Below are 26,500 nucleotides of genomic sequence, written 5' to 3' on the forward strand. Positions count from 1 at the left end.
TTGATGTTATTAAGAGATAAATTACGGCTTCAAGAAGGATTGACCAATACGGAGAAACGGATTGCCGATTATATTTTGCAAAATATCAATGATGTGCCTTTGTTGACGATTGAAGTCATCGCTAAGCATACATACACATCCCACTCTTCCGTCATTCGTCTAGCCAAAAAGATGGGGTATGAAGGATTTAAAAGTTTTCGCTTAGGTCTGGCTGAAATTGCCCATAATCAGATGTTCAACCCAACCTTTGTTGACGCGAATTTTCCCTTTTCGCCTAAGGATCAAACACCTGACATTTTGAAAAAAATGGCCGATCTAACGATCAACTCGATCCACAAAACCCATGCTCAGGTCGCTCCAGAAATGATGGAAGCAGTGGTGCAATCGTTGGAAGCTGCGCAACGGATTTTCTTATTTGCTCGCGGCGATTCTCAGATCCGGGCAAGAAGTTTTCAAAACAAGTTGGTCAAAATCAATAAGTATCTGATCGTTGCTGATGAATATGGGGATGATGCGTGGAATGCATCGAACGTCACGCAAAATGATTGTGCCGTGTTTATTACCTACCGTGGGAAAAATACGCAATACGAAAAAATCATGCAGCACTTTCGTGATGTCGGGGTACCAGTGATCGTGATTTCTGGAAACGCTCATGCGAAAATCATCCCATTAGCGACCCATGCGATCATCGCTTCTCATGATGAACGTGATTTTCTCAAAGTCGGCACCTTTTCTTCACAGGTCGCCTTTGAGTATATTTTAGATTCACTGTTTGCATTGCTGTATGCCAAAGAATACCAAAAAAATATTGTCGAGTTAAGAAAAAAACAAACTGTTTTGGAATCAGGGATTCTCTCAGAATACCCGTCAACTGAAGAAAAGAGGGAAATAAAATGATCAATTGGGGAATTATTGGTGCCGGAAATATCGCCAATCGCTTTGCTGCTAGTTTAGAAAATTTTCAAGACGCCCAGCTTTATGGGGTTGCTTGTCGTACGATGGAAAAAGCGCAAGCGTTTCAAGCAAAATTTCCGTGTGACGCCGTCTTTGATGACTACCAAAACCTATTAGATGATCCAACTATCGATGTCGTTTATATTGCTTTGCCGCATTTGTATCACTATGAATGGATCATCAGAGCCTTTCAAGCGAAAAAAGCTGTTTTATGTGAAAAACCAGCAACCTTGACTGCACAAGAAATGCGCGATGTACAAAAACAAGCCCAAGCACACGAAGTCTTCTTTATGGAAGCCATGAAGCCACGCTTCACCCCAGCGTATCGCAAACTAAAAGAACTTGTGGATGGTGGTCATATCGGTGAGCTAACAAGTGTCACGACTACTTTTCGCCGCCATTTACCAGTCGAAGGCAGTTCTTACCATTATCTGCCAAAACAAGGGGGTGCTTTACTGGATATGGGGATCTATAACTTAGCCTTTATCCAAGATTTTTCACCAGAAAATTTAACTGCCGAAATGATCGATTACAGCCTGTATGAAACTGGGGTTGATACCTATGTTGAAGCACGCTTTGTCAGTGAAGACTTTGTTGCAGTGATTGAGACTGGATTTGACCAAACAAAAGAGACGGTGGCGGAGTTACAAGGAACAAAAGGGAAAATCACGATCCCCAACTTCCATCGCCCCGCTTCTTTTACCGTGACGATTGACCAAGAAGACACGGTCTATGATATTGGGTACGAGATCGATGATTTCCATTCGGAGATTCAAGCAGTTCATATCGCTCTTGCACAAGGACAACTCGAAAATCCCCTGATGTCCTTAACGGATAGTATTGCCTGTATCGCTTTAGCTGATGAACTAAGAAGCTTACTAGATGCGGAAAAAAAGACAATTAAGATCATGCCCCATCGTTTTTGAATAGAACTGACCAGTGGTTGCCACTCGGTCAGTTTTTTTGTCAAAAATTGAGCGCTTTCTTTGACGCTATTGAAATGTTTATATTATATTTATTGAGTATATTTTTATACAAATAAAAAAGAAAGGAAAACGCTTATGACTCCAGAAATTATAACGTACCTTATTTGTTTATTGACCTTCGCTTATCTAGCTGTGACGGTTTTTACTTTTGTAAAAAATCGTCGGACAGGTGACGGCTATCGCCTCCGTATTTTTTACGTGTTGGCAGCAGCACTCGTCTTTTTGCTTTCCGTTTATGCAATCGCTACCGGTCAAACCTATGACGACTTAGTGACATCGATAAATGATCTTTTTCAATAAAACAACGACGGCACGAACCCCTGCGGATCTCTTCGTTTGTGAACCTGTGGTTGAGGGAAGGATCAAAACAGAAACGAGCCAATGAAAGACTGCTAATCGATGGCTTTTCCATCAGGATCTGCTAAGCCGAATCAATGTCTTTCAATAAATGATGTCTGATTTTTTATGGAGGTGTGCATGCTCATTCAGCTTAAAGAAGCGAAGCTTTCCGATCTGCTTTCAATCTACTTGATACAAAAAGCGGCCTTCAAACCACTCTTTCTCCGTTATCAAGACAAAGAAACTTCTCCCTATTTACAAAGTTTCGAGAAGCTAAACGCAAAGTTTTCTGCGTCGAATACCACTTATTATTTAATCATGACCGCTCAGAAAACCGTGGGCTTTGTAAAACTGACGGTTGAGCAGGAACATACGACGAAGCTATCTTCCATCGCCCTTCTTCCCTCCTACGAGAACCGCGGGATTGGTAGACAAGCAATGACCTTGATTGAAAGGCTCGTTCAAACAGATACGTTACGTTTGAATACGATCCTGCAATAACCTAAGCTGGTTCACTTTTATCACTCGTTAGGGTATTCAGCAACAGGGATGTTTCAAAGCCCCTCTTCAGCAATCTGCTTTGTCTCCTTTACGAAAAAAATTGCTGCGAAATAAAAAAGCCATCTCGCCTTTCATCGGCAGAGATGGTTTTTTCTATCAATTGCCATCCTTTATAGCAATCATTTTTATTGGTCCTGCAAGGTGTCATGGGATTTTTTACGCAATCGCGGAATCTCTTTCACATTCATTAAATCTAAAAAGAAAGTGAACAATGGGATCCCGATGATCAAGCCCCACAAGCCAAAGAGATGTTCGCTAAGATACAGGAGAATAAACGTGTAAAACATCGGGATCTCTGTTTTATTAGCCATCAAGCGCGGGTTTAAGATATAGGATTCCAACGCATGAACAAACACTATGATCAATAGAATGTAGATCACGTCATTAAATCCGCCGATAGAATAGGCAATAAACGTCAATGGAATACACGAGATGATCACACCAGCAACAGGAATCAAGCTGAGAAAGAAAATCATCAACGCCAAACTCAACAGCTGCGGAAAGCCCATCACCGCTAAGGCGAAAACAGTGATCGCTGTATTGACTAAGGCGATCACCAACTGCGTCTCGATCACATTTCCGAAAGCCCGCGTAAACTTAGCTCCTAAATAGTAAACATCTTCAAAGAACCACGCCCCTCGCCCTTGCAAAAACAGCCGAGAAAACGCAACGGTCTTTTTGTTATCGATCATAAAGAAGAAGCTAAGCAGAAAGGAGATCAGCACAGTCAACGCCAACTCACCGAAATTATACAGATAATTGATCACGACTAGAACGCCGCTTTGTAATTTCTGGATGTATTCGCTGGTCTGCAATAAATTCAAGACATATTCGATCAATTCATTATTGGAGTCTGTCCGTTGGTAGAAATCAGCAACGGAATTGACTAATTGGACGGATTGTTTGATGATGATGGGTACATAATTTGTTGCTACTAAATAAAGAATAAAAACAATCAAGCTGTAGGTCAGGATGCTCGTAAGCTTGATGGGCAGATGGCTTTTTCGATGGAGCAAAAGAACCAGCCGATAAATCAGATACGTAAAGATAAAGGTCAGCAAAAGAATGGTCATCAGACTGCGAAACAAAAAAAGAATGCCCGCAAGCATAAACAGGACAGTCCAGCGCCGCAACACAAGATTTTGAAGAAAAGCATTATAGTATTTCATCTGTAACTCCTTTATTCGTTGCAATGGAGCAACGAAGCATTTCAGTAGTGCCTAAGAATTATCTAATCATTAAACTATGCAAATAGCAAGAGATTTTATTTTTCTTAATCGAGCGAAAAAATGAAACAAAAAATCCTTAGAAGAATCGTTGCCTTTCTTCTAAGGAAAAGAGTTATTGGTAAACGGTCTTTCCTTCGTTTACGGGTAAAACCGAGTTGATGGACAATAAAAAGAAGCTGGCAGCCAACAGATCAGCACTGCCGCCTGGAGACACATTTTCTGACTGGCAGAAGGCTGCTAGTGCATGAAATGCTGGGTTCGGCAACGCTTGCTGATTGGCTTTTTGTGCGAGTTGCTGAACCAGTGCCAGTACCTCTTGATTGCTGCGGTATAAAATACACGTATCGTCCAGCGTAGCGATGATCGCCAACAGCATGTGGAGCCTTTTTTTGGTCTCATTGGAACAATCCCGAGAAAAATAATCTGCTAGAGCGATTTGAACATGAGGGAACCCAGCAGCAGCTTCCCCATACGCACCGAGATGTCCATATTTGGCTTGAACAGTTTTGCCATGACTTTCTGTTTGTTGAATCAGCGCACGATCAGGAAATGCAGTGAGAAGCTGGATGTCAGAAAAGACTTCTGGTAAAAAAATCCGTTGTTTGCGACTAAGTTGGCTACTGACGGCGCTGATGAGCAAGCCTAGTGCCCAGATGGCCCCTTTATGAGTGTTGATGCCACCAGTGGCTGCCAACATCGCCTGTTCTGCCTTCCGACCGATGGCAGCGATTGCTTCCCGCAACTCTTGAGACATGCTGCTTCCCCAAGACACCAAGGCCATTTCTTCAAAGTATGGCGTCAATGCTCGAGCTGATCGTAGAAAGAGTGCTTGATCCATATCGTGATGGGCACCTGAATCAATGGCATCCACTAACCCAGGTTTTGGGGACAATGTCACTTCTGCAATCAAGGCTTCTTCTACCAATTGGGCGAGTCGTCGACAATTTTCTTCTACAGCTAATGCAAACATCCAACTCCTCCTCTAGTTTTTGATTTGACCTTTGATCGTTACCCATAAAACATGCAAAACATAGCTTGTTAAAAAACCACAGCTGGCAGTTGCCAAATAAGCGACGATGATCATGATGCCCATTGGCAGTTGCAGCAACAAATCTTTGAAGCATAGCAACAAGACTTGAAAGACAAAAACATTGGCAAGATAGGTTCGATACGCATAAGTAGACAGCCACTTAAACGTCCCTAACTGTGGGGCATTGTTTTTGATCATGGTTGATCCAAACATAAAGACTGCAAAAATCAATACTAAGCTATATAAGCTTTGCAATGTATTTAAATACGGTGCATGAGCGAAACTTAGATCACCTGCATAATGTAGCAGATGATTGGCAGATAATAGCCCTAATGCTAAGCCCACTGGCAAGAAAGCGTAGCGAATCTTGTATAGGAAGCGATAAACGGTTGCGTGATAAATCAAAGCGGCTTCGCCATAGATCCCGTAGATCACAAAGCTAAAGACAAACCGATCCAATAAATACCAGCTTTCATGATGCGGTCCTTCAAAAACTTGGCGATCATAAAATACATACCAAACGACATACAAAGCAGTTGCGACGATCAATACTGGCCAAACAGCTTTTTTCTTCGTCAACACTTTGTAGCCTAACCAGACAAAAAACGGCATCAACAATTGGATCTGCAGCATCATGATCGTATACTATAAGTGTGGCGCCGCATCCCCCGTCACATATTTCAGTAAAAACGTTGCTGTGTCAGTATAAGGTTTTCCTTGTTGGACAGCGGGAAACAGCCATAAATAAGCCGTCGTCCAAAGCACATATGGCACGACAAGTTCAAAAACTTTTCTTTCAAAAATTCTAGATAAGACAGATGTTGACTAGTCTTAACCATGTTATAAACAATAGCAAAAATAAACAGGGGTGCGGTAAATTTCACCAAGACATAAAAGGTACCGATGAATGCTGCAGTCTTTTCATCTTGGGTATTGGATAAGGCAAAAGTCAAAATCGTTTGCATCATTACTGCTGTCACGGCAAATACTTTTTGGAAATCACTGATGTTGATTTTTAAATCGTTGTTCTCAAACATGTTTTTCGCTCACTTTTCTAATAATTACCAAATCTCAGTGGTGAGTTTTGGCCCTTCGTCTGTTTTTACTAAGATTTTTTTTGATGGATGTTCCAAATACTCCTTTAAGGCAAACCCGCCTTGTTTTGTGATAACTTGAACATCGATCTGTTGAAAAAAGGCTGCCTGCTTTTCCAATAGTTCCAGTGGCAGCTTTTCTTTCGTGTCGGCATAAAGCAACAGATCTAAATCACTGGTCGGCTTGATTGCTGCCTGTTTTGCAGCCAATTCAAAACCCAAGCTGCCACCGATTCCCCAAGAATAGTGCTTCAATAAAAGCCGTGCTTGTTGATAGCTGCGGTAAACTGGATAATTGGCTACTTCATTGAAACGAAAGCTCTCACGAGTGATCAATTCCCAAGGATGGATCGTTCGTTTGATCATGTTGCAGGGTGCCTCAAAGGCAAACCGTTCTTGCCGCTTTTCCCCGCGCAACCCCACTGGTAAATAGCTGGGGTTACGGGGTTTCCCACGACGGACGGTCGCAAAAAGCTGTTCTTTTTCAGAAAACCATTTGGGAATATCAATCATATCAAGAACTTCTTTATCTAATTGAACGATATCGTGGGCACGGTTCATTCGTTACTCATTCCATTCTGCATTCATTTTTTCAAATACGTTATTCGTTTCCAGCCGGCCGCTCTTTTTAGCGATCGGATTGGTGTAGCGACTGGTCAACATCGTGTCATTCGTTTTACGCACATCATCAATCGCCTCATTGATCGCTTCAATTACAGTCGCTTTGCTTTCAGAGGTGACAGACTGATCCGTAATGGAGGATAAGAAAGTGAAGATTGCCCCAAGTTTCGTATAATTTTTGATATCATAAGCAATACTTGGTACTTTTTCCGCCGCGGCTTCAATCGCTGCAATCGACCGTTTGGTGACTCGACTTGCACTTTCTTTTGACATTGCTTGAACAGTGATCTTTTCACTATTTGATGCGATCAGACGACTTGATTGCAAGCCATGCGCTAAGAAAGCCCCAGAGATCGCATTACCAGCGATAAAACCGATTACTGGATGACCCGCATGGCGTAGTTTGGCATAAGCTGCCGCACTATTTGCTAAAGCTGCATGAATACCAATCAATTCTTCATTATAGCCATACGCTTGGCTAGGGACATCGATGACCGCAACGATTGGCCGTTTGATTGCTTTATCTTTGTCTTCGTGATAAACAGTTTCTAACAGATGGCCCATCTCGTACCCTTCGACTAAACCAACTTCTCCATTGCGTACCCGATACATCGGATTATTTGGGTTTGGCACGATTGCTGTAACAACGACTTCTTCAGTAAAAAGGTCAGATGCAGCTGCATAGACTGTTGCACTAGTTGAGGTTGGGAACTGCAGATTCGTCAATGCTGAAAACCAATGATAACCGATACTGTCAGCAGCAGCTTCTTGGCCTTCTGTTACAGTAATAGGTGCCACTTCAGTTGCTTTATGCGCTGCAATAGCCTTATTGAATGCCTCGATAGCCAGCGGTTTTGATAGATCAAGTTTGTTTAAAAGAGAAAGATAAAAACCACTTTTTTCGCTGCGATGACTGTCTTTCTTTTCAACCATCGCCGCAATCACAGCTTCTTGGATCGATTCGACACTGTCAGTCACTAGTTCATCGATCATCTGTGCTTCCAAACGTTGTTTGGCGCCAATGGTATTCCAAATCAAATCTTTATCACTGGAATCAAATTCTCTCACGCCAGCTTCTTGCTCGATGACTTCAGGACCGTTCAAACCGATACGGGCTTTCTTCGTCGCTATCAAGTAACTCATAAGTGCTGAGGTAATCGACATACCGCCAAAAGAACCCACCCGACCTGGCACTAAACCAATCACTGGCACATACGATTTTATTGCAACGATCAAATTGCCGATTTCTGCGATCGACAATAAGCCGTAATTCGCTTCTTGGAGGCGTACCCCACCAGTATCGAGGATGATGATCGGTGTGATCGGATTGCCCTTTTGGTTTTCTTCCAACACATGCGTCAATGCAGCGATGGTTTTAGCACCAGAAACTTCACCGATCCCGCCACCTTGGAATTTCCCTTCCATAGCGATCACGACTACGTTTTCTCCAGAAATCGTTCCACGACACACAACGATCCCATCATCGCTTTGTGGCACGATGTCTTGAGCCACCAGATTGGGTGCGATCATTTGGTCGAATGGATCGATCAATTCACGACCGCTCTTGGCATCCAATAAGGCGTGCACCCGTTCTCGAGCATTTAATTCTACAAAACTATTCTTCATCTGCTAGTTCCTCCATTGCTTGGGTTAATCGTAGGTAAACCACACCGGGAGTGGCGCCAAAGTCGTTGATCACTATTTGCGCACTGATTGGATAGCGCTCAAAAAAACGCGTCAAGACATTTTGCCACACATCGCCAAAGCCGTCACTTCCTGTACAAACTGAAACGGTGGTTTCTTGTTTGTCTGTTGGAAAAAGCAGAATTTCCAAGTCACCAGAACCCACCACGCCAACATGGACTTTTTTGGTGACTGGTTTCGTTGTTTGATACGTATAAGCTAATTTTTCCATCTCTTCTTCTCTCCTCTTGCTCTTATTAAGACCACGTTCTGAATTTCATTGGCGGTTCGTACAACCCATCGGACCATTCGATCAAATCATCAACGGTTTGAGCTGCTAGCAATGATCGTTTGGCATCACTGCGTTTGATCCCTAAGTCTTCTGGTAATTTCACGATCCCCGCTTTGCGCAAGGCATCCAGAGAAGCTTTTGTGCTGGTCATTCCTAGTGGAGTTACACCGCCGATGGCTGCGATGGCTGCTTGTTTTTCCTCTTTTGAGTTTGCTTTATAAAGATAAGCGATGCCTTCTTCTGTCACGATATGCGTCGTATCTTCGCTATAGATCATAATTGGGGCATTGGCTAAACCAGCTTGCTTTTGGACAGCCAACGCATCTAACGTTTCTACAAAAACAGGTTTTTTATTGGACCCATACGTTTCAACCATTTGAACGACTAATTTTTGTCCTTTTGCTAAAGGATCTGTTTCATCCCGCAAGGATTGCCAAGCTGGAGTCGAATGCCGACGGCCCCCCGGATTATGCCCCATATTTGGTGCACCACCAAACCCAGATAAGCGGCCTTTCGTCACTGTAGAAGAATTTCCATGATAATCTAGTTGTAAGGTCGAACCGATAAACATATCGATGGCATATTGACCTGCAGTTTGTGATAATGCTCGATTGCTGCGCATCGTGCCGTCTTTTCCGACAAAGAATACATCGGGTCGAGCGGCAATATATTTTTCCATACCAACTTCCCCACCAAAACTGTGGATGCTTTCGACCCAACCAGATTCGATAGCTGGAATCATCGTTGGATGAGGATTCAAGACCCAGTTTTTCGCTACTTTTCCTTTGATTCCAAGCGTTTCTCCATAGGTTGGTAAAAGTAACTCGATCGCAGCGGTGTTAAAACCAATCCCATGATTCAACGATTGTACTTCATGTTCTGCATAGATTCCTTTTAATGCCATCATCGCCATCAAAATTTGTAATTCCGTAATGTTCTGTGGATCTCTCGTAAAGAGGGCTTCTAATTGATACGGTTGGTCTGCTACCACGACGACATCGATCCAATCGCTGGGAATGTCGACCCGCGGCAAACGATCGACCACTTCATTAACTTGGACGATCACAATCCCATCTTTAAAGGCTGCTGCTTCGACGATCGTTGGCGTTTCTTCCGTATTGTAACCTGTATAAAGATTTCCTTGGCGATCGGCTTTGTCCGCCGCCACAAGGACCACATTCGGAATCAAGTCGATAAATAAGCGACCATATAATTCCAAATACGTATGAATGTCCCCTAATTTCATAGTTTTGTCTTCAATCATTTGGGCAACGCGCGTACTTTGTGCGCCTGCATAAGAAAAATCGATTTTCGCTGCAATGCCTTTTTCAAATATCGTCAAATGTTCTGGACGGGAGATACTCGACATGATCATATGCAAATTATTGACTTTTTGAGCATCGACTTGTTCTAAGCTTTTTGATAGGAAGCTTGCTTGTTTTTGATTGTCGCCTTCAAGGACCACTTTGTCTCCCGGACGGATCAACTGTTCTAAGACTTCAATGATCGCTTCCGTTGGGACATATTTTCCATCGAGAAGATGCTCGATTTTTTTCATGGTTTGGGCCTTCTTTTCACGTTTACTTGCCCAGTTTCTTGCAGGTTTTTCCATTCTATTCATCTCCATTTTTGATATAGGAATAAAGCATCATCCAAGCCATGTTGATCCAAATTGATCACACGGATCGCTTTGTTTTCACCAAATTTTGCTTGGATCAGTTTTGTTAGGGTATTGCCAGGAGGAAATTCAAGAGCCAAATCAAGTCCTGCTTCGTAGGCAACATCCATGATCTTGTTCCACTGCACCGGATAAGCAATATTTTGCAGCAAATCTCGACGGATCTCTTCAGGGTTCATGGTCATCCGACCATCCGTATTTTTGAGGTACGGACAGATAGGCACATCAAGGAATACCGTGTTCATAAATGGCGCAAACCGTTTCACGGGTTCTGCCATCAACACACAATGGGACGGGACAGGCACTGCTAAAAGTTTGGCGGTTTGCGCATGATAATCTTTCGCTTGAGCTAGCGTCTTGCGCAAGCCTTTGATATGACCAGAGATCGTATGCTGCATGGGGAAATTTTCATTTGATAAATAGACGGGAGCAGCAGGATCAAATGTTTTTGCCACGAGCGCTTCTGCTTCACTTCTCGTTACACCAACCAGTACCCCCATGGCATAATCAGTCGGATAGGCTTCTTTCATCAATGTCGCCCGATGATAGACCAAGCTAGCGGCATTTTCGAAACTCAAGCTTTCACAAGCTAACGCAGCGGAAAAAGCGCCAATCGAATGCCCCGCCACAAGCTGAGGTTGCACACCAGATGCTTTCATCTGGTCCGTGTAAAAAGCCGCTTTTACTAAAAGGGCCAACTGAATAGAGACGGTATCTTGTTTGAGACCCCCCGATACAGGGTGTAAATCAAAGCCTGTCGCCTGTTCTAGCCGATGGAAATAACTGGCAGGCACGTCCTCAAGCATCTTGCTGGTCTGACTGCCTTGTCCTGGGTATAAGAAACCTGTACTCATGAAACACCTCCTAAACAATTTCTCTTTCCTGTGTCATAATAACGGAAGTTTGTTATAATAAAAAATACCAGTTTCGTGAATATCCATAACCAAAAGGTATGGAAAGAGGAGTATCTGATGAACCTTGATCATTTACGCTACTTTAAAAAAGTAGCCGAATCGAAAAATATTACCCAATCTGCACAAGAATTATACATCTCACAACCTGCCTTGAGCCGTGCCATGAAACACCTAGAAAGTGAACTAGGCGTTCCTTTGTTCTATCATGCCGGTCGGCATATCGAGTTGACGATGTATGCTGAAGAATTTTATCCCTATGTCGTTGAGACGTTAGCACGTTTCGACGAAGGAATGAGTGCGATCCAAGCATTAAATGGAGAAATGGTCCCTGCAGTGACGATCTACTCTGAAGTCGCTTCTGTTTCCTTGCCCAACTTGGTGGCGACATTCGTTGAAAAGCACCCTGAGATCCAACTTTCGATCAAGCAGCACGGCAGTAAGGAGACCAACAAAGAACAAGCCTTCTACATTACCTCTGAGCCAAAGAACGGCTTGACCAATCTGCCAATATTCACGGAACCAATCTTACTGGCGATCCCGAAAAAGCATCCCTTGGCAGAAAAAAAAAGACTTGCAAGTTGCCGATATCCAACACGTGCCTTTGCTGATGCTGGTTGAAAACAGCCCGCTGCGTAGAACCATCGACGAAACTTTTGAAGCAAAAAAAATCAGTTTGGCTATCGGTTCAACGACGGACGATCCGGCGACGCTGCGCTCCCTCATCAATCAAGGACTAGGAATCACGTTCTTTCCTAAAATTACTTGGGGCTATGAAGATCAGGCACCTTTCGTTTTACGTGAACTAGCAGATTTTCCCTTATCAAGGACGATCTATTTGGCATCAAGCTTTACTAAAGGTCATCCCATGACAAAATTGATTGCAAAAACGTTGATTGAATTTTATCTTGGCTAAACAAAAAGAAGCGTCCATTCGCACGTTAGCTGTGCAAGTGGACGCTTCTTTTTTCTCTCCTATTTACAAAGGTTGAATCATCGGCTCGACCGTACATTCATTCACATTGATCACTCCGATCTCTTTTGACTCGCCACACTATTGGCTGCCCCAGTCAGGTGAGACCCCATAAGATTTGTTACACGCCTTCCAGTACGGCTGCCTTATCATCGCTTATGCATCGGGCAATTGATCGTATTCTTCATCACTGACTGCTTCTAACCATTCTGAAGCACCAGCAGTAATCGCTACATGGGCAAACCAACTATTTTTTGCTGCACCATGCCAATGTTTGACCCCTTCCTTGATGACTACGACATCACCAACAGTAAGTTTTTGCGGTTTCTTTCCTGCTTCTTGGTACCAGCCTTCTCCTGAAGTCACCAACAACAATTGATACCCACCATCGATATGCCGATGCCAATTGTTGCGGCAACCTGGTTCAAAAGTCACATTGCCAACGTTGACTGGAATCGCTGGATCAGCTACTAAAGGATTCAAGTAACTCTGACCGCTAAAATATTGTGCATAGGCGTCATTTGTGTTGCCTAATGAAAAGATTCCAGCTTCTTTTGCTGCATCGAGTTCTGACATTTATTTTTCCTCCAATTCAGCTAGCTCTTCTTGATAAACCGTTTTGGCGATGTTAAAAGCAGACCAAGCTTTGGGCCAGCCAACATAGAAAGCCAGATGAGTGATTACTTCTGCAATTTCCTCTACAGTGATCCCGTTTTCCTTGCCAATCGTCAGATGGGCAGTCAATTGTTCAAAATTGCCACCCGAAATCAAGGCAGATATCGTTAATAAACTTCTTGTATGAGGAGCCAATTCTTCCTCACGTGACCAAACTTCACCAAATAACACATCATCATTTAATTGCGCAAATTTCGGCGCAAATGTCCCTAGATTATCTCTTCCTGCAGTTTGTTTCTTTACCATATCGATCGACTCCTTCTTCTATTGTGATAAAATGCTGGCTCACCCAATTTTGAATGGCAGTATCCGCCTTATTCACTCGTGAACCACGGATGGCTAATCCAGGATAAATGAGGGCTTCAGGACAAGTTTTTTTAAAGTCTTCTAGGCTATTGCCGAATCCTGAGCCTTCATGAGTACAAAAGGGAAAAATAATCTTCCCATCGAAATGATGGTCTTTTAAAAAACTCGCCACGATCCTCGGATAGCTCCCCCACCAGTTGGGAAATCCAACAAATAGTACCCGTTCTTTAAAAAACGCAGACGGTACTGTTTGATGACGGGGAAAATCATTAGTAGCTTTTTCTTTTTGTGCTTGTTCGACCATCGCCTGATAGCTTTCAGGATAAGGTTCCACAGGGGCAAGGGTATAAAGGGGGCATTGCAGCTGCTCTGACAGCTTCTCTGCTAGAATCTGCGTATTTCCTATGCCCAGTTTTTTGAGCTGTCCCTCAATCAGATTTTCACCAGCTCGTGAACAAACAAGTATTGCCGCCATTGTGTCACCTCCTACTCTTTGTTTCCTGATAGATTTAATGGTAAGCCAATCGAGTTGGATTGGCTAATGCTTTTTCACACAAGACCTTATGCTTACAAAGCATAGCTGGTTTCGATATACAAAAAAGAAGCGGATATCACCGCTTCTTTTGATGTTTACACTGAGACTATTGAAAGGAATCGCGAAATCGTCGAATAAACTCGATAACGACTGGAGACAGTACACGATTCTTTTTCCAAACCAATACACAGCTGGTCTCGATTTGTGGTACTAAAGGCAGAAACTTGATTGCCTCATTCCTTCGCTGACCAACAGCGCCACTAACAGTCAGTGCCGAACCAACATGGTTTTCTACTAAGGAAAAGACATTGAATATTAAATTGTAGGTACCCACGATCGGCAACTCTTCCACTGGTGTCTTCGACCATTGGCTGAACATTTGCTGTACTTCTGGACGCTTGGAGATCAATAAAGGAACACCTTTGATGTCTTCGGGTGTAATTTCTTCTTTATGCGCAAGAAAAGAATCAGCCGAAGTCAAAAAGCCCCATGTTTCTTTTCGTGGTAGAACGATTTTTTCATACTTCTCGATTTCAATCGGTTCGATCAAGATCGCTAGATCCAACAAGCCTTTCTCTAGACGATCGCTGATATCATCTCCGGTACCACTATGAATATGAAAGCGAACATCCGGATAATCATTGATAAATTCTTCCAACATCAAGGAAAGCGTATCGGAATTATCTGCTTCCACACAACCAATCGTGAAGTGACCGCTAAATAAATGTTTTTTACGATCTTCAAACGCTTGCATTGTCTGGTCTGTCAAACTCAAAATCTCTTCCGCACGGCTTTTAAAAAAACGCCCCGCTTCCGTTAAAACCATTTTACGATTATCACGAGTGAATAGTGCCGTCCCTAACTCGTCTTCTAATTCTTTTAATTGTCGACTCAATGTCGGTTGTGTGATGTGGAGCACTTCTGCAGCTTGAGAAATCGTCCCTTCCTCCGCAATCGTGTAGAAATATTTTAATAACCGAATTTCCACAAAATCTCCTCCTCATTTTTTCTTGTGCATTCAAGGTGTTCGAAACAAAAGGGAACCTCCCTCTCCAGTCTCCTTTTCAATTCTTATGATAACAAAGAATTACTGTTCCAGCGAATCTAGCTAAAAAAGCGTAGGAAATTGCAGAATTGTAAAAAGATTCGTCAACGACATGTAAAAACTGTTCGCTTAAACGAACAGTTATGTCAGCTGCTTGCTTTTTACGGCTTTTGGCGTAGGATATATGAGTATCTTGGTATGAGTCCTCATACAATGATTTGGAGGAATACAATGTTAAATTTATCAATTCTTTTATTTTGTGTAGCGATCGCTTTACTCGGACTTGCAGGATTCATCTTTAGAGTGCGTGCGTTGCTGAATAAACGTCCGTGGAATGGTCCTGTATTGCCATTGTCGGTCATTGGTGTGATTCTTTCCATCGTCTCTTTGGTCATGATCTACCTTTCTTATCCGAAATAACAGAATTGTAGTCAACCTAGAACGAATACATCGGAAAAACTGACTATTCTCGGGAATAAGTAGGAGCTTTTGCTTCTAATCCATCAGCGCATCCCCAAATGATTCATAAATCAACTGCATTGGTTTACCATAATTATATTATGATTATTTCGGTTTGTGGTACATCATGAACATGTAGCCAATTGAGAAACGGCTACTAAACTTGAATTTTGCTAATATCCTAGTTCATCGAGCCAATTCAACAGATTCGGTTCAGCCTCTTCAACACTTCCCGCTCTTGCTGCAAAGCCTTCCAGAAAGTCATACGCTGGATACAACGTTTGAAGTTCGTTTTGACTATTGGTCAGTCCACTTCCCCCATGGGTTGCAAAAGGAATGATTTGTTTATCCGTAAGATCATAGGTTTCAAGAAATGTTAAAACGGCTCTTGGGGCACGGTTCCACCAAACGGGAAAGCCGATAAAGAGAACATCCACTTCAGTCATTTCGGCAACGTCAGTCATCAACATTGGTCGGGCATCTTCTTCCACTTCTCTAGTCGCTAAAGCTGTATGTTCATCGTAAACGTTAGGGTAACCTACTTCTGTTTGAATCGAGAACAACGCACCGCCGGTCTGTTCAGCGATCATTTCTGCTATCACCTGGACATCTCCTACTAAGGTGTCATCGATTACATTAAAACTACTTCCAGAAACTGCTTCGACCGCTGGTTCATGCTCTAAATTTTCTGGTCTGATGAAATAGGCAATCAAAATATCGGACTCCCCATCAATCCCTGTTTCTCTCATTTGTTGCGTAACGGTGTCACTAGTACTTGTTTCCGTTGTACCAATGTCTGGCTCGTCATTCATTGAATCACTGCTGCATCCTGCTAGAAAAATCATTGTCAGAAAAAGTCCTTTTGTCCATTTGTTCATTGAATTGCTCCTTTCTTTTCCCACCAAAAATGGTAGTTCCAGTATAATTCTTGAAGTGGACTTTAAGGCAAGGCTCTTGAGCAAACCTTCCCCTATTTTTTACATCTTTCTCACAACTTCCTCACAAAAAGTCTTCCTTCCCAGCATACTGAAAAAAGTCGTAAACAAAGCTTTGTTTTACGACTTTTTCATTTAGTTATCGATTTTTCTCAAACTGGCAGCGACAAAATGATTTGTTCCTACCTGAACCCAATCCGGGTCCGCTGTTTCTTCTGCTTTAAATGTGGTGAAATCAAAGACATTGTTTTCCTTACTGTAAAAATCATCAGGCGCTGTTTTCTTGTTTCGAATGTCGGTTCTTAAAAACGCAGCAAGTAAGCGCCTTGTGTACGGATGGTAAGCATTTTTGAATATCTCATTGATTGGGGCACTCTCGACGATTTTTCCCCCATGCATCACGATCACATCATCGGCCATTTTACTAATGACACCCAAATCATGGGTAATAAATAAAATACTTGTATCCAGCTTGTCTTTTAACTCATTCATTAACTTAAGGATTTCTGCTTGGATGATCACATCGAGTGCGGTAGTCGGTTCATCGGCAATCAATAGCTTCGGATTGCAGGCTAATGCCATTGCGATCATTACCCGCTGACTCATTCCTCCAGATAACTGATGAGGATATTGCTTGGCTACTCGTTTAGGATCTGTGATCTTGACAGCTTCTAACAGCTCATATGCCCGTAAAGTCGCCGTCTTATTGTCGACGTGCTGATGAAGTTTCAAGGCTTCTGTCAGTTGTGCTTTGATTGTAAATACCGGATTCAAACTTGTCATAGGCTCTTGAAAGATCATTGAAATATCATTTCCACGAATTTTCAAAAGCTCTTTTTTGCTTAATTCGAGGATATTTTTTCCATCAAAACGGATCTGCCCTTCCGCTATATATTGATTTCGCTGAAAAAGTTGAAGGATCGACATGGCTGTTTGACTTTTGCCACTCCCACTTTCTCCAACGATTCCTAATGTCTTCCCTCTTTTTAATGAAAAAGTAACGCCTTTGACAGCTTTGACAGTGCCCCGTTTCGTATCAAAATACGTATGCAGATTATCAACTTCTAGTAAATCCATCTGGACCTCCTTTTGATTTTTTCCCATTAAACCAATCGTATCATGCTTATGGTTCGATTGATTGACTCATCAACCATGTTTCAATTCCTATGTTCTAAAAAAACTATTTTCGCGTACACTTCACAAAATGATTCGGCTCGACTTCTACCCAATCTGGATCAGCATCGGTTTCTTTTGAATAGTTGAATGCCAAATCAGGATGGGTTTCATCAAGAGGCCATGGTCGATACTCTTCGTCTAGCGTTGGAATGGCATTTAATAATTGCCGTGTGTACGGATGGATCGGGTTAGAAAAAATCGTCTCAGCTGAAGCTAATTCTACAAGATGTCCAAAATACATCACACCGATCCGATCAGAAATAAATTTTACGACTCCAAGATCATTGGTGATAAACAAGTAAGTCAAATTGAGTTCTTCCCGCAAATCATGAAGCAAATTGATGATCTGTGACTGAATCGAAACATCTAACGCTGAAACAGCTTCATCGCAAACAATGAATTTGGGCTTTAAAGCTAAGGCACGAGCAATCCCGATTCGTTGTCGTTGTCCACCAGAAAATTGATGCGGATAGCGATGAATAAATTCTTTCTTTAACCCGCATTTTTCCATGATATCAAGAATATAGGTTTCATGGTTTGGGTCCTTTTTACTAGCAAAAAATTTGTGTATCAACAAACCTTCTCCAATAATATCACCCACTGTTAACCGTGGATCTAGTGAGGAGTAAGGGTCCTGAAAGATAATTTGCAGGTCTTTTCGTAAAACTCTTGATTCCTTTTTAGTCAAAGCAGCTAGATCGATGCCAGAATCAAGCTGCTCTTCGTAGTATGAGAAGTCTTTTTTGTTCATGACTTCATTTTTTAGTTGTTCGACTTGCTTATCAATAGCTGCTAAATCATTTTGTTGTTCAGCGATCGTTTTTTCCAAGTTCATGAGCTCTGTTTGATCCACTGCCCCATTCATCGCTTGTTTTTGCTGATTAAACGTTAACGCTCGCTTGCTAGCGGCAACTTTTGCTGCAGCTTCGTAACGAGACGAAAGAAGCTTACTGACCTTTTGTAGATCATCATGCAAAATTAAGCCTCCGACTAATCGTAGGGTATTGCCATATTCATTTTCAAAAGCGATTTTCTTTAGACGCAACCGTTCCGTTGTTGCTTCTACATCAGCAGCTGAATCGGTAGCAAGTTTTGATTCGATCGACTGGAGCTCATTGACAGAATCAGTAAACTGTTTCATCTTTTGTGGCAGTTGTTGATAGACTTTTTTTACGTAACGAGGCATGAAATCTTCGATCGTCTCTCCATAGTAAAGGGTCGAGCCTCCGGTTTGTCGTTGGAGCTGAATAATCGTGCGTCCAAAGGTCGATTTTCCACAGCCACTTTCACCGACGATGCCTAATGTTTCTCCTTCATATATATCGATCGTAAGATCTTTATTTGCTTTCACATAGTCTTTTCCCACCCCAAAAAAGTTTTTCTTCTTTACAGGAAAATACTTTTGTAGATTCTTGACGCGCATGATCGTGTCCATAACTGCTTACCTCTCTCTCATCTTCGGATCGATGGCATCTCGGATTCCGTCACCGATCAAATTGAAGGATAAAATGGTCAACATGATCGCGATCCCTGGATAAATCGTCAGGTAGGGATGTGTTCGGATATAGCCTCGTCCAAAATTTAACATCGTTCCCCATTCCGCAACGGAAGCCTCCATACCTAAGCCAATAAATCCTAAGCCAACAGCAGATAAAATTGCTGTGGCAACGCCCATTGATGAATGCACGATGACTGGTGAAAGGATATTTGGCAAGATGTGTTTAAAAATCAGCAATCCATTATTTGCGCCCAGCGCTTTTCCAGCTTCAATAAATTGCTTCTCTTTGACCGCCATCACACTTGCCCGAATAATACGAGCAAAAATGGGGATATTCGCCAACCCGATCGCCAAGATCATGTTCGGCAGACTGGATCCCAAAGAAGCCACGATGGCGATTGCCAACAAAATAGAAGGGATGGATAGTAAGATGTCACAAAAACGCATAATCAGCGTATCGATCCAACCTCTGAAATAACCGGATAAGACACCTAAGATGCCACCAAAAAAGAGTGCCAGTAACACCGCACAAACGCCTACAGTCAGCGATATTCTCGTGCCGTAAATCAAACGAGACAATACGTCACGTCCCAAGTCATCTGTCCCAAACCAATGAGAACGACTTGGAAATTGCAATGCATTGGCTAGATTTTGCTCCCTCATGCCATAGGGAGCTATAAAGTCTGCAAAAATCGCAGTAATCGTCAGTAACGTGATAAATAGTAACCCAAACATTGCTCGGCGATTTGCTTTTAAGGAAAGCCAAATCTCTTGTTTCGATCCTTCTGGTACGCCTGCAAGTGCTTGCGTTTTCGCTATGGCCTTTTTTCTAGAAAACATGAGTTCCTCCCTTAATCATATGAGGTTTTAATTCGCGGATCGATATATGCATAGAGAATATCGACACATAGATTAACCATCGTAAAAATAAATGCAATAAATAAAACGCCGCCTTGGACGATCATTGTGTCTCTTGTACGGATCGCATTCACCATCAATGTCCCGATCCCATTGATACTAAAAACAGTCTCGGTCAATACAGCCCCACCTAATAAAGCCCCAAACTGCAAACCAATGACTGTCACTACGGGAATCAAGGCATTTCTTAAAGCATGATGGAACGTCACCTTTGAACCATTTACTACTTTGGCTTTTGCCGTACGAATATAATCTTGGTCTAAAACGTCCATCATACTCGACCTTGTGATCCGGGCGATCGTGCCAATTGATGAGGAAGCCAATGCAAATACTGGCATGATCATTTGCTGCCAAGTATCAAAACCAGATGCTGGCAACCAGCCCAGGGTAGAAGTAAAAAGAATAATTAAAAGGAGTGCCTGCCAAAAGGTTGGCATAGAAACCCCAACTAGTGAAAGAAACATCACGAAATTATCAACCTTGGAATAAGGTCTCGAAGCAGAGATCACTCCCAGTGGAATACCAATCAGCGAGGCAAATAACACACTCCATACTGATAATTTGATTGTGTTGGGCAAACGGACTAGGATTTCATCCATGACCACCCGGCCAGAAACATACGATCTCCCAAGATCAAATTCGACAACAACATTTTTTATATAATGAAAAAATTGTTCGATAAAACTACGGTCAAGCCCCATTTGCACACGCATCGCCTCATATTGTTCAGGAGTCGCTCCTTCCCCCAACACCATCGTTACAGGATCTCCAGGTGATAGATACATAATCGTAAATACAATAAAAGAGACGCCTAGCAGGATAGGAAACAACCACAGAATTCGTTTTACAATATATTGGAACATCTATTCATCTCCTCAAAATAAAGAGCCATTGCGGCTCTTTATTTTTTACTCTCAATCCAATTTAGTTTTTTGACACCGTATCTAAGAAGTAACTTCCAGTTGGATGATGTTCGAACCCTTGCACCCAGTTGCGGATACCTGAAACATTTTCTCTGGTTTGTAAGTAAACCCATGGCATCTCATCATTGATAATCTCTTGCGCCTCGTGATAATAGGCCAAGCGTTCCTCTTGGTCAGAAGTGCTACGAGCTGCATCAAGTAATTCATCTACCCGTTCATTATGATAGAACGTACGATTTCCCGCTTCGCCAAAGCTACTTGAATCGAACAGTGGATACAATCCATAGTCAGCATCTGTTGTGATCGTTGTCCAACCTAGTAAGAACATATCTGGTTCACCAGCTGCTGCAGCATCTAAAAATGCTCCCCACTCCATTTGGTTGACCTCAACAGTGATACCTAATTCTTCTAAAGCAGCGGAAACAACCTGCGAGACACGGATTCGTTCTTGATTGTTATCACCGACATACAACGAAAGGGAGAACCCGCCATCTGGATAACCAGCTTCTGCTAATAGTTCTTTTGCTAATTCAACGTCATAAGGAGTAGTTTCCAAGTTTTCATTATATCCAAAAACCAATTCGTTGATCGGTCCACTCATTTGAGTCCCGATCCCCATATGAACCGTTTGGATAATCGATTCGACATCGATAGCATGGGCAATCGCGCGACGTACCCCTACTTCTTGCAATGGTGTATCATTTCGAACGTTGAAACCTAAGTATTCCGTTCCTAAATTTTCTGTCGCTAATAAAGTCAATTCATCGTTTTCTTCAACCTTTTCATTATCAGAAGGAGCGATATCATAAACAATATCGACGGTTCCTGACTCTAGTTCAATCAAACGAACACTTGAATCTGTAATTGTCCGAAACTCAATTCTTTCCATTCCCGCTGGCTCATCCCAGTGATCGTCAAATCGATCCAACGTCACGTGACTACCGGTTGCCCATTCAACAAATTCAAAGGGACCCGTTCCCACAACGCTGCTGATACCATAATCTTCACCAGCTTCTTCCACAGCTTTCTCACTCAAAATTCCAACCGCAGGATGTGCTAAATGAGTCAAGAAAGGCCCGAAGGCACCATTTGTCCCGATAAGGATCGTATGATCATCGATCACTTCGATCGTATCAGGATCGATCGAACCAATGATATGACTGATCGAAGGTGAGTCAACCGCCCGTCGAAGGGTGTAGGCAACATCAGAAGCTGTCATCGCTTCCCCATTATGAAAGACAACATCTTCTCGCAACTTGAACTCATAAAGGTTCTCTTCAATTTCTTCCCACTCTGTTGCTAACCCTGGCACTAACTCAAGATCGTCGGTCTGTTTGATCAGTGTTTCGTAAATCTGTCTTGCTACCCTGGTAGTTGCTTGGTCGTTCGTTTGATGGATATCTAATGTCACTGGATCCGCACCTGATGCGACCACTAATACATTAGGATCAGAACTAGCTCCCCCTGACACATTCCCTCCCGAACTATCTGTTGGGTCTTGGCCTCCACTACCACAAGCACCTAATACCATCAGACTTGTTAACAATACGAGAGCCCAGCTTGTTTTCCTTTTTTTCATGTTATCCTCCATTTCATCCCCTGTAACTTAAGGATTTTTTTTGCGCTCTTCTTCATACCAGCAAATATAGAAATTAGACGCATTGGCGTGTAACTTGGATCGAAAACACATACGCTCGTCCTGTTTTCTATCAAATAACTATAAAAAATTTGCTCATAATGAAGAAGCTTTTATCTGAATGATGAAAATTTTCAGATAATAACAAACTTTAGCTTGGAAATGTGATAGATTTGTGATGAATACCTAAGGAAATTGTCATTTTGTTAGAATAAAATGAAGAATTGCGATTTATTATCATTAATTTGACTTTTTCTTATAAGAACTCATTCAGTTAACCACTACTAATTCTTATTTTTGTTTCTTTTGATTGAAAGTGTGAAAACGATTCTGTACTAGGAATTTTGAGTCTCTAAATTTTATCGTTCTCAAATATAAACGTCATATGTCATTATGTGATAAACTATTTTTGAATAAAGATGGGAGTGATTGAATGAACATTTTCTTCAGACCACCGAAAGAAGATGATATCGATCAAATCATGCAGATTGAAAATGCAGGATTTACAGCTGATGAAGCAGCATCCAAAACATCGATGATGGATCGAATACATACAATAAGTGACAGTTTTATTGTTGCTATAAATGAAAAGGATTGTCCGATCGGCTACATTGTAGGGCCCATTATTTCTAAACGTTATCTCTCTGACGATCTCTTTGAAAGTACTTGTCCTAATCAGCCTTTTGGTGGCTACCAAAGTATTCTGAGCTTAGCTGTCGCTCCTGATTATAGAAACTGTCAGATTGGTAGTAAACTACTGTCAGCTCTCGAAGAACAATGTTGTCTTCAAAACAGAAAAGGAATCACCTTAACTTGTTTAAAATCATTGATTCCATATTACAAAAAGCATGGCTATCAACTAGAAGGGCTGTCAGATTCCCAACATGCAAATGTTGCTTGGTATAATATGGTGCTGGAATTGGACGATTCGCCTAGTGAATTCTAATAAAAACTGCATACTAAATGAAACGCCATTCAAAAGTTAGATATTTAGTCTAACTTTTGAATGGCGTTTCATCTCAAATTAATATTATTTAGGAATTTTTCTAAAACTTACTCTGATTTTTCTTGCTAACTTTTCATCCGTCAGCGCTTTTTTAGTATTTGAAAGCAACATAACTCTTGATTCAGTGGAATCCATAATATATTTTCTCTCCCACTGATCTTGATCTGGACCATCGCCAATGATGCGAATGTAAGACAACAGACTTTTGATCATCTCTTTTGTCAATGTTAGGTTGGTATAGCCGTCATTTTCATAAAAATCATACCATGTATCACTAGGATTTTCCTTCAGTATTTGAATTAGTTGATGGATTTCTTCTAACGCATCGAAAACTTTTACAAATACAAAAACCATTTCTTCCCGATCAATCATCTGATAAGCGTCTAACAAATGGAGCAGTGCTTTTAACGTTTTGCATTGAACGGCTACTGAGAGGTAAATATCATTAAAAAAGCGAGCATTTTGCGCACGTTTATCCTGAAGGGATGATGTAATCTGCTGGCATCTCAGCAATAGATCCTCCCAGGCTGCTATCTTTTCTCTTACCATAGAGAAAATTTCTGTGACTTGCTCCTTGATTTTCCGATCACCCGTCAACCATTCTATCCTCGGAATTTTTGTTTCTTGCTTGAGCCATGTTTGAATAATTTTTCGAATCAAATAACAGGCAAACTCGTCCCCAGCGGTTTGATCCTCATGTGTTCCATAGCGAATAACCGCTTCAAAGTAAGCTTCATAGACAGCTTGGATCTCTTCTTGCTGATTTTGATAGTATTGTGTTACATGCTCAGAAATTATCTCTTGATTGGTTCGTAACTGATAATCTGCTCGCCAGTAATTCGCTATTTCTTGTAAGAACAAAATATGCGGTTTTATGTTGCCTGTATTGACTAAGACAAACTTATCCATCTTGACTTCTCTAACAGCCATTAGCTCTCTAGAAACAAATTCTGGGCTATTAGGCAAGACCGTCAAGAAATTAGATGCTTGTAAATCATGAAAGGCAACGTGATAATAGATTCCTCTTGATTGATTTGGTTTTGGTGTGTTTGTTAACACCTCATCTCGTGGATCGTGATTTTCTTGTCTACGAGAAACCATTTTGCCATAACCATTATCCGCCCAAATCTCAATCACATCATCCGGAAGCTCAAGTAAGCCAAGATTAAATAATTCCGTCATCTCCCCATAAATGTTCATTGAACATACTGCATGAGGATCGACTTCTTTAACCATATGACATTGCAGATGAACGATTTCGTTGATCACTGCTGCTTTTTCCGCTGCTGACCACTGTCGATCAAGATCTTCTGCCCAAAAAGGACAATCCCCTTGTCCGCGAAAACCAAGTGTGTAGATAACCTTGGTACCTTTTTGCTCGTGTAGGGCTTTTTTCCATAATTCCTGAAACAACGCAAAATGTTCCTCGTATGAAGGCCTCAAACCAGGATACCTTCTAGCAAACATCTCTGCGCCTAGTGGCTCGGCATGATGATGTGTATAGATCAACCCCATCGCTTGCGCACTTTCTCGATGTCTATGACTGTTCTTATCTGTTCCAGGGATGATGACATTTCCGCCTAAACGTAACAATGTTTCATAAATACGTTCCCATACGTATTCATTCGAACCATTATCTTCCCATTGATCCAGCAGCAACTCATCATTGACGAACCAGCCACGATAGTCCGTTGCAAAATCAGGCAATGTTAAGTCAAAACCTGTCCATTCAATAAATGGCTTTTTTATTGGGTGAATCTCCATGAAATACCAAAAGGGTTGAACACCTAAAATTTTATGAGAGATTTCAAGAACCCCATACATTAATCCTAACGGTGTTTCAGCACACACTTTTACTTTATCTGGCGATACGAAAAGTATATGAAAAGCATCCGTTTCATTTTTTTCATCAAGTAAAACCAATTCAATTTCATTTGCCTTCCTCGTGTCTGTCACAACGGTTAAAATGTCACGCTGCAAGATCTTGCAAGCATGTCCAATCACTTCATTTTCCAGCTGTTTTGACGTGACAGAAGTATTTTTCGAAATGAAAAATGTTGTTTCCATGTAATCACCCGTTTCATCTATATAGTTTATTATTTTATCTTCAATAAAGAACTTTCTACTATGTTGTAATAGACAATCGGATTGCTCATCAGCCATAAACATCTCGTCACTATTTTCTGCAAAGATGTTTTTCAGATGGTCTAAACGTTTTGTTAACTGTTTACTATGATACCGCTCATAAATTTAGAATAAGCGAAAAGCTTGTCTAAAAAAATAGAGAAAGTCGATGAAAAATACGAAAAAACAGACTTTCTTTGTTTTTGGATTTTTCCCCGTCCCCCTTTAACTAATGTTTTATCTAGTCGTTGTAGAACATGATCTTCCATGCCTATTCAACTTGGCGTGGTTAATCAGTTAATCATATGTACAGCAAATAAGCCCACACTCATAAGAGCATGGGCTTATTGAGATCATTGTCAATTCTATATCTTCAATTGAAATCTGGCTTTTATCAGTTCAGATTTCAATTGCTGAATAATGGTGACAATTTCTTATTATTCTTCAATTACATATACTTCTCAACTTCATCAATTTCTTTTTGTAGTGCTTTTTCATCGTACTTTTCATACTTACCGGCTTCGTGTGCGATCTTTTTGATTTCATGAATCGCTTTTTTCTCAACGATCCATTTCTTCATACTATGTTTTTTTGCGTCTGCATCTAGTGTGTCTAATTCAGCTAAATTTTCATCTAACTTATCAAGAACCTCTGCAATCTTTACCAATGCTTTTGCTTCCTTTTCTTCATAGTTTGTCATAGATATCACTCCTTAAGTATTTGATATATTTATCTTACTGCTGTAATTAAATATTTTCAAATTAAATGTACTGTTTATCACAAAGTTTTATCTTATTCTCACTGAAGAAATAGAAAACATTAGATTCTTGCAATATTCTATTCATTTTACATTTATTTTTATCCTTAAAGATGTATCAAAAGAGAAATATCGATTATGTAAAAAAACGCCTTA

The 26,500-nt window shown here is 41.4% G+C and carries 25 protein-coding genes and 2 pseudogenes; 7 read left to right on the forward strand and 20 right to left on the reverse strand.

All coding sequences use genetic code 11. From position 1 onward, the window contains the following. Positions 1-3: 3 nt before the first annotated feature. The 4 genes from IGJ05_RS03365 to IGJ05_RS03380 all read left to right on the forward strand — a co-directional run bounded on the left by IGJ05_RS03365 (position 4) and on the right by IGJ05_RS03380 (position 2,780). The gene (locus tag IGJ05_RS03365) at positions 4-897 is read left to right on the forward strand and encodes a MurR/RpiR family transcriptional regulator (protein ID WP_225000832.1); all 894 of its coding nucleotides are present in this window, start codon (positions 4-6) and stop codon (positions 895-897) included. Continuing rightward, positions 894-1,880 carry a Gfo/Idh/MocA family protein gene (locus tag IGJ05_RS03370; RefSeq protein WP_317719832.1) on the forward strand — a complete coding sequence of 329 codons (987 nt, stop codon included), beginning with the start codon at positions 894-896 and terminating at the stop codon, positions 1,878-1,880. Before IGJ05_RS03365 ends, IGJ05_RS03370 begins: the two co-directional genes overlap by 4 nt. A 135-nt stretch (positions 1,881-2,015) precedes the next feature. Then, a complete protein-coding gene (locus IGJ05_RS03375) occupies positions 2,016-2,240 on the forward strand; it encodes a hypothetical protein (protein ID WP_005226057.1) in 225 nt (74 codons plus the stop codon). Between the two features lie 177 nt (positions 2,241-2,417). Next, entirely contained in the window at positions 2,418-2,780 is a 363-nt protein-coding gene (locus IGJ05_RS03380) for a GNAT family N-acetyltransferase (RefSeq protein ID WP_416230297.1), read from the forward strand. A 185-nt stretch (positions 2,781-2,965) separates the two neighbouring features. Here IGJ05_RS03380 and IGJ05_RS03385 read toward each other — a convergent pair whose 3' ends face one another. The 8 genes and pseudogenes from IGJ05_RS03385 to IGJ05_RS03420 all read right to left on the reverse strand — a co-directional run bounded on the left by IGJ05_RS03385 (position 2,966) and on the right by IGJ05_RS03420 (position 11,321). Continuing rightward, on the reverse strand, positions 2,966-4,009 hold the full coding sequence (locus IGJ05_RS03385; RefSeq protein ID WP_081117165.1) for an AI-2E family transporter: 1,044 nt from the start codon (positions 4,007-4,009) through the stop codon (positions 2,966-2,968). Positions 4,010-4,181: 172 nt separating this feature from the next. Beyond that, complete coding sequence (locus IGJ05_RS03390) at positions 4,182-5,039, reverse strand: triphosphoribosyl-dephospho-CoA synthase (RefSeq protein WP_005231353.1); 858 nt, start codon at positions 5,037-5,039, stop codon at positions 4,182-4,184. A gap of 12 nt (positions 5,040-5,051) precedes the next feature. After that, positions 5,052-6,136 (reverse strand): annotated as a pseudogene (locus IGJ05_RS03395) (acyltransferase family protein). Positions 6,137-6,160: 24 nt separating this feature from the next. Then, a complete protein-coding gene (locus tag IGJ05_RS03400; protein ID WP_016620112.1) occupies positions 6,161-6,754 on the reverse strand; it encodes a malonate decarboxylase holo-ACP synthase in 594 nt (197 codons plus the stop codon). Positions 6,755-6,757: 3 nt separating this feature from the next. Continuing rightward, positions 6,758-8,440 carry a biotin-independent malonate decarboxylase subunit beta gene (gene mdcD / locus IGJ05_RS03405; RefSeq protein ID WP_317719837.1) on the reverse strand — a complete coding sequence of 561 codons (1,683 nt, stop codon included), beginning with the start codon at positions 8,438-8,440 and terminating at the stop codon, positions 6,758-6,760. Continuing rightward, the gene (locus IGJ05_RS03410; RefSeq protein WP_005226050.1) at positions 8,430-8,729 is read right to left on the reverse strand and encodes a malonate decarboxylase subunit delta; all 300 of its coding nucleotides are present in this window, start codon (positions 8,727-8,729) and stop codon (positions 8,430-8,432) included. The genes mdcD and IGJ05_RS03410 overlap by 11 nt, the downstream gene beginning before the upstream one ends. A 25-nt stretch (positions 8,730-8,754) precedes the next feature. Beyond that, positions 8,755-10,401, reverse strand: a complete 1,647-nt coding sequence (gene mdcA / locus IGJ05_RS03415) for a malonate decarboxylase subunit alpha (RefSeq protein ID WP_086295359.1) — start codon at positions 10,399-10,401, stop codon at positions 8,755-8,757. A gap of 5 nt (positions 10,402-10,406) precedes the next feature. Continuing rightward, positions 10,407-11,321, reverse strand: coding sequence for an acyltransferase domain-containing protein (locus IGJ05_RS03420; RefSeq protein ID WP_225000824.1), 915 nt, complete (start codon positions 11,319-11,321; stop codon positions 10,407-10,409). A 117-nt stretch (positions 11,322-11,438) separates the two neighbouring features. Here IGJ05_RS03420 and IGJ05_RS03425 point away from each other — a divergent pair. Further along, a pseudogene (locus IGJ05_RS03425) lies at positions 11,439-12,294 on the forward strand (LysR family transcriptional regulator). 213 nt (positions 12,295-12,507) lie between these two features. Here IGJ05_RS03425 and IGJ05_RS03430 read toward each other — a convergent pair. The 4 genes from IGJ05_RS03430 to IGJ05_RS03445 all read right to left on the reverse strand — a co-directional run bounded on the left by IGJ05_RS03430 (position 12,508) and on the right by IGJ05_RS03445 (position 14,855). Continuing rightward, positions 12,508-12,927 (reverse strand): cupin domain-containing protein, encoded by a 420-nt coding sequence (locus IGJ05_RS03430; RefSeq protein ID WP_010748319.1) that lies wholly within the window; start codon positions 12,925-12,927, stop codon positions 12,508-12,510. Further along, positions 12,928-13,272 (reverse strand): carboxymuconolactone decarboxylase family protein, encoded by a 345-nt coding sequence (locus IGJ05_RS03435; protein ID WP_005226045.1) that lies wholly within the window; start codon positions 13,270-13,272, stop codon positions 12,928-12,930. Then, entirely contained in the window at positions 13,241-13,807 is a 567-nt protein-coding gene (locus IGJ05_RS03440) for a flavodoxin (protein ID WP_208773204.1), read from the reverse strand. Before IGJ05_RS03440 ends, IGJ05_RS03435 begins: the two co-directional genes overlap by 32 nt. A gap of 166 nt (positions 13,808-13,973) precedes the next feature. After that, a complete protein-coding gene (locus IGJ05_RS03445; RefSeq protein WP_005226043.1) occupies positions 13,974-14,855 on the reverse strand; it encodes a LysR family transcriptional regulator in 882 nt (293 codons plus the stop codon). Positions 14,856-15,143: 288 nt separating this feature from the next. Here IGJ05_RS03445 and IGJ05_RS03450 point away from each other — a divergent pair, with 288 nt between their 5' ends. After that, positions 15,144-15,332 (forward strand): hypothetical protein, encoded by a 189-nt coding sequence (locus IGJ05_RS03450; protein WP_081117159.1) that lies wholly within the window; start codon positions 15,144-15,146, stop codon positions 15,330-15,332. Between the two features lie 212 nt (positions 15,333-15,544). Here IGJ05_RS03450 and IGJ05_RS03455 read toward each other — a convergent pair whose 3' ends face one another. The 6 genes from IGJ05_RS03455 to IGJ05_RS03480 form a co-directional block, all read right to left on the reverse strand. Continuing rightward, positions 15,545-16,249 (reverse strand): flavodoxin, encoded by a 705-nt coding sequence (locus tag IGJ05_RS03455; protein ID WP_081117158.1) that lies wholly within the window; start codon positions 16,247-16,249, stop codon positions 15,545-15,547. A gap of 192 nt (positions 16,250-16,441) precedes the next feature. Further along, complete coding sequence (locus IGJ05_RS03460; protein WP_208773202.1) at positions 16,442-17,383, reverse strand: ABC transporter ATP-binding protein; 942 nt, start codon at positions 17,381-17,383, stop codon at positions 16,442-16,444. A gap of 103 nt (positions 17,384-17,486) precedes the next feature. Further along, positions 17,487-18,917, reverse strand: a complete 1,431-nt coding sequence (locus IGJ05_RS03465; RefSeq protein WP_317738342.1) for an ATP-binding cassette domain-containing protein — start codon at positions 18,915-18,917, stop codon at positions 17,487-17,489. A 6-nt stretch (positions 18,918-18,923) separates the two neighbouring features. Beyond that, entirely contained in the window at positions 18,924-19,820 is an 897-nt protein-coding gene (locus IGJ05_RS03470) for an ABC transporter permease (protein WP_060791898.1), read from the reverse strand. Between the two features lie 11 nt (positions 19,821-19,831). Further along, positions 19,832-20,761: an ABC transporter permease gene (locus IGJ05_RS03475; RefSeq protein WP_208788285.1), complete on the reverse strand. Its 930-nt coding sequence runs from the start codon at positions 20,759-20,761 to the stop codon at positions 19,832-19,834. 61 nt (positions 20,762-20,822) lie between these two features. After that, on the reverse strand, positions 20,823-22,400 hold the full coding sequence (locus IGJ05_RS03480) for an ABC transporter substrate-binding protein (protein ID WP_438725029.1): 1,578 nt from the start codon (positions 22,398-22,400) through the stop codon (positions 20,823-20,825). A 490-nt stretch (positions 22,401-22,890) separates the two neighbouring features. On the opposite strand from IGJ05_RS03480, the gene IGJ05_RS03485 reads away from it, so the two are divergent. Then, a complete protein-coding gene (locus IGJ05_RS03485; protein ID WP_208773197.1) occupies positions 22,891-23,403 on the forward strand; it encodes a GNAT family N-acetyltransferase in 513 nt (170 codons plus the stop codon). 84 nt (positions 23,404-23,487) lie between these two features. On the opposite strand, the gene IGJ05_RS03490 is transcribed toward IGJ05_RS03485, so the two are convergent. Continuing rightward, positions 23,488-25,530: a glycosyl hydrolase 115 family protein gene (locus IGJ05_RS03490; RefSeq protein WP_311948303.1), complete on the reverse strand. Its 2,043-nt coding sequence runs from the start codon at positions 25,528-25,530 to the stop codon at positions 23,488-23,490. Between the two features lie 505 nt (positions 25,531-26,035). Then, a complete protein-coding gene (locus IGJ05_RS03495) occupies positions 26,036-26,287 on the reverse strand; it encodes a hypothetical protein (RefSeq protein ID WP_015509648.1) in 252 nt (83 codons plus the stop codon). Between the last annotated feature and the right edge of the window lie 213 nt (positions 26,288-26,500).

This window comes from Enterococcus sp. AZ167, assembly GCF_051714025.1.
GTDB lineage: Bacteria > Bacillota > Bacilli > Lactobacillales > Enterococcaceae > Enterococcus_D > Enterococcus_D casseliflavus.

Excerpts from the sequence above, each read along its gene's own strand:
- IGJ05_RS03390 (WP_005231353.1), bottom strand. The coding sequence starts at position 5,039 with ATGTTTGCATTAGCTGTAGAAGAAAATTGTCGACGACTCGCCCAATTG.
- IGJ05_RS03380 (WP_416230297.1), top strand. The coding sequence starts at position 2,418 with ATGCTCATTCAGCTTAAAGAAGCGAAGCTTTCCGATCTGCTTTCAATC.
- mdcD (WP_317719837.1), bottom strand. The coding sequence starts at position 8,440 with ATGAAGAATAGTTTTGTAGAATTAAATGCTCGAGAACGGGTGCACGCC.
- IGJ05_RS03410 (WP_005226050.1), bottom strand. The coding sequence starts at position 8,729 with ATGGAAAAATTAGCTTATACGTATCAAACAACGAAACCAGTCACCAAA.
- IGJ05_RS03430 (WP_010748319.1), bottom strand. The coding sequence starts at position 12,927 with ATGTCAGAACTCGATGCAGCAAAAGAAGCTGGAATCTTTTCATTAGGC.
- IGJ05_RS03490 (WP_311948303.1), bottom strand. The coding sequence starts at position 25,530 with ATGGAAACAACATTTTTCATTTCGAAAAATACTTCTGTCACGTCAAAA.
- IGJ05_RS03420 (WP_225000824.1), bottom strand. The coding sequence starts at position 11,321 with ATGAGTACAGGTTTCTTATACCCAGGACAAGGCAGTCAGACCAGCAAG.
- IGJ05_RS03400 (WP_016620112.1), bottom strand. The coding sequence starts at position 6,754 with ATGAACCGTGCCCACGATATCGTTCAATTAGATAAAGAAGTTCTTGAT.
- IGJ05_RS03370 (WP_317719832.1), top strand. The coding sequence starts at position 894 with ATGATCAATTGGGGAATTATTGGTGCCGGAAATATCGCCAATCGCTTT.
- IGJ05_RS03480 (WP_438725029.1), bottom strand. The coding sequence starts at position 22,400 with ATGAAAAAAAGGAAAACAAGCTGGGCTCTCGTATTGTTAACAAGTCTG.
- IGJ05_RS03475 (WP_208788285.1), bottom strand. The coding sequence starts at position 20,761 with ATGTTCCAATATATTGTAAAACGAATTCTGTGGTTGTTTCCTATCCTG.
- IGJ05_RS03375 (WP_005226057.1), top strand. The coding sequence starts at position 2,016 with ATGACTCCAGAAATTATAACGTACCTTATTTGTTTATTGACCTTCGCT.
- IGJ05_RS03465 (WP_317738342.1), bottom strand. The coding sequence starts at position 18,917 with ATGGACACGATCATGCGCGTCAAGAATCTACAAAAGTATTTTCCTGTA.
- IGJ05_RS03495 (WP_015509648.1), bottom strand. The coding sequence starts at position 26,287 with ATGACAAACTATGAAGAAAAGGAAGCAAAAGCATTGGTAAAGATTGCA.
- IGJ05_RS03365 (WP_225000832.1), top strand. The coding sequence starts at position 4 with ATGTTATTAAGAGATAAATTACGGCTTCAAGAAGGATTGACCAATACG.
- IGJ05_RS03485 (WP_208773197.1), top strand. The coding sequence starts at position 22,891 with ATGAACATTTTCTTCAGACCACCGAAAGAAGATGATATCGATCAAATC.
- IGJ05_RS03385 (WP_081117165.1), bottom strand. The coding sequence starts at position 4,009 with ATGAAATACTATAATGCTTTTCTTCAAAATCTTGTGTTGCGGCGCTGG.
- IGJ05_RS03455 (WP_081117158.1), bottom strand. The coding sequence starts at position 16,249 with ATGAACAAATGGACAAAAGGACTTTTTCTGACAATGATTTTTCTAGCA.
- IGJ05_RS03470 (WP_060791898.1), bottom strand. The coding sequence starts at position 19,820 with ATGTTTTCTAGAAAAAAGGCCATAGCGAAAACGCAAGCACTTGCAGGC.
- IGJ05_RS03440 (WP_208773204.1), bottom strand. The coding sequence starts at position 13,807 with ATGGCGGCAATACTTGTTTGTTCACGAGCTGGTGAAAATCTGATTGAG.
- IGJ05_RS03435 (WP_005226045.1), bottom strand. The coding sequence starts at position 13,272 with ATGGTAAAGAAACAAACTGCAGGAAGAGATAATCTAGGGACATTTGCG.
- mdcA (WP_086295359.1), bottom strand. The coding sequence starts at position 10,401 with ATGGAAAAACCTGCAAGAAACTGGGCAAGTAAACGTGAAAAGAAGGCC.
- IGJ05_RS03460 (WP_208773202.1), bottom strand. The coding sequence starts at position 17,383 with ATGGATTTACTAGAAGTTGATAATCTGCATACGTATTTTGATACGAAA.
- IGJ05_RS03450 (WP_081117159.1), top strand. The coding sequence starts at position 15,144 with ATGTTAAATTTATCAATTCTTTTATTTTGTGTAGCGATCGCTTTACTC.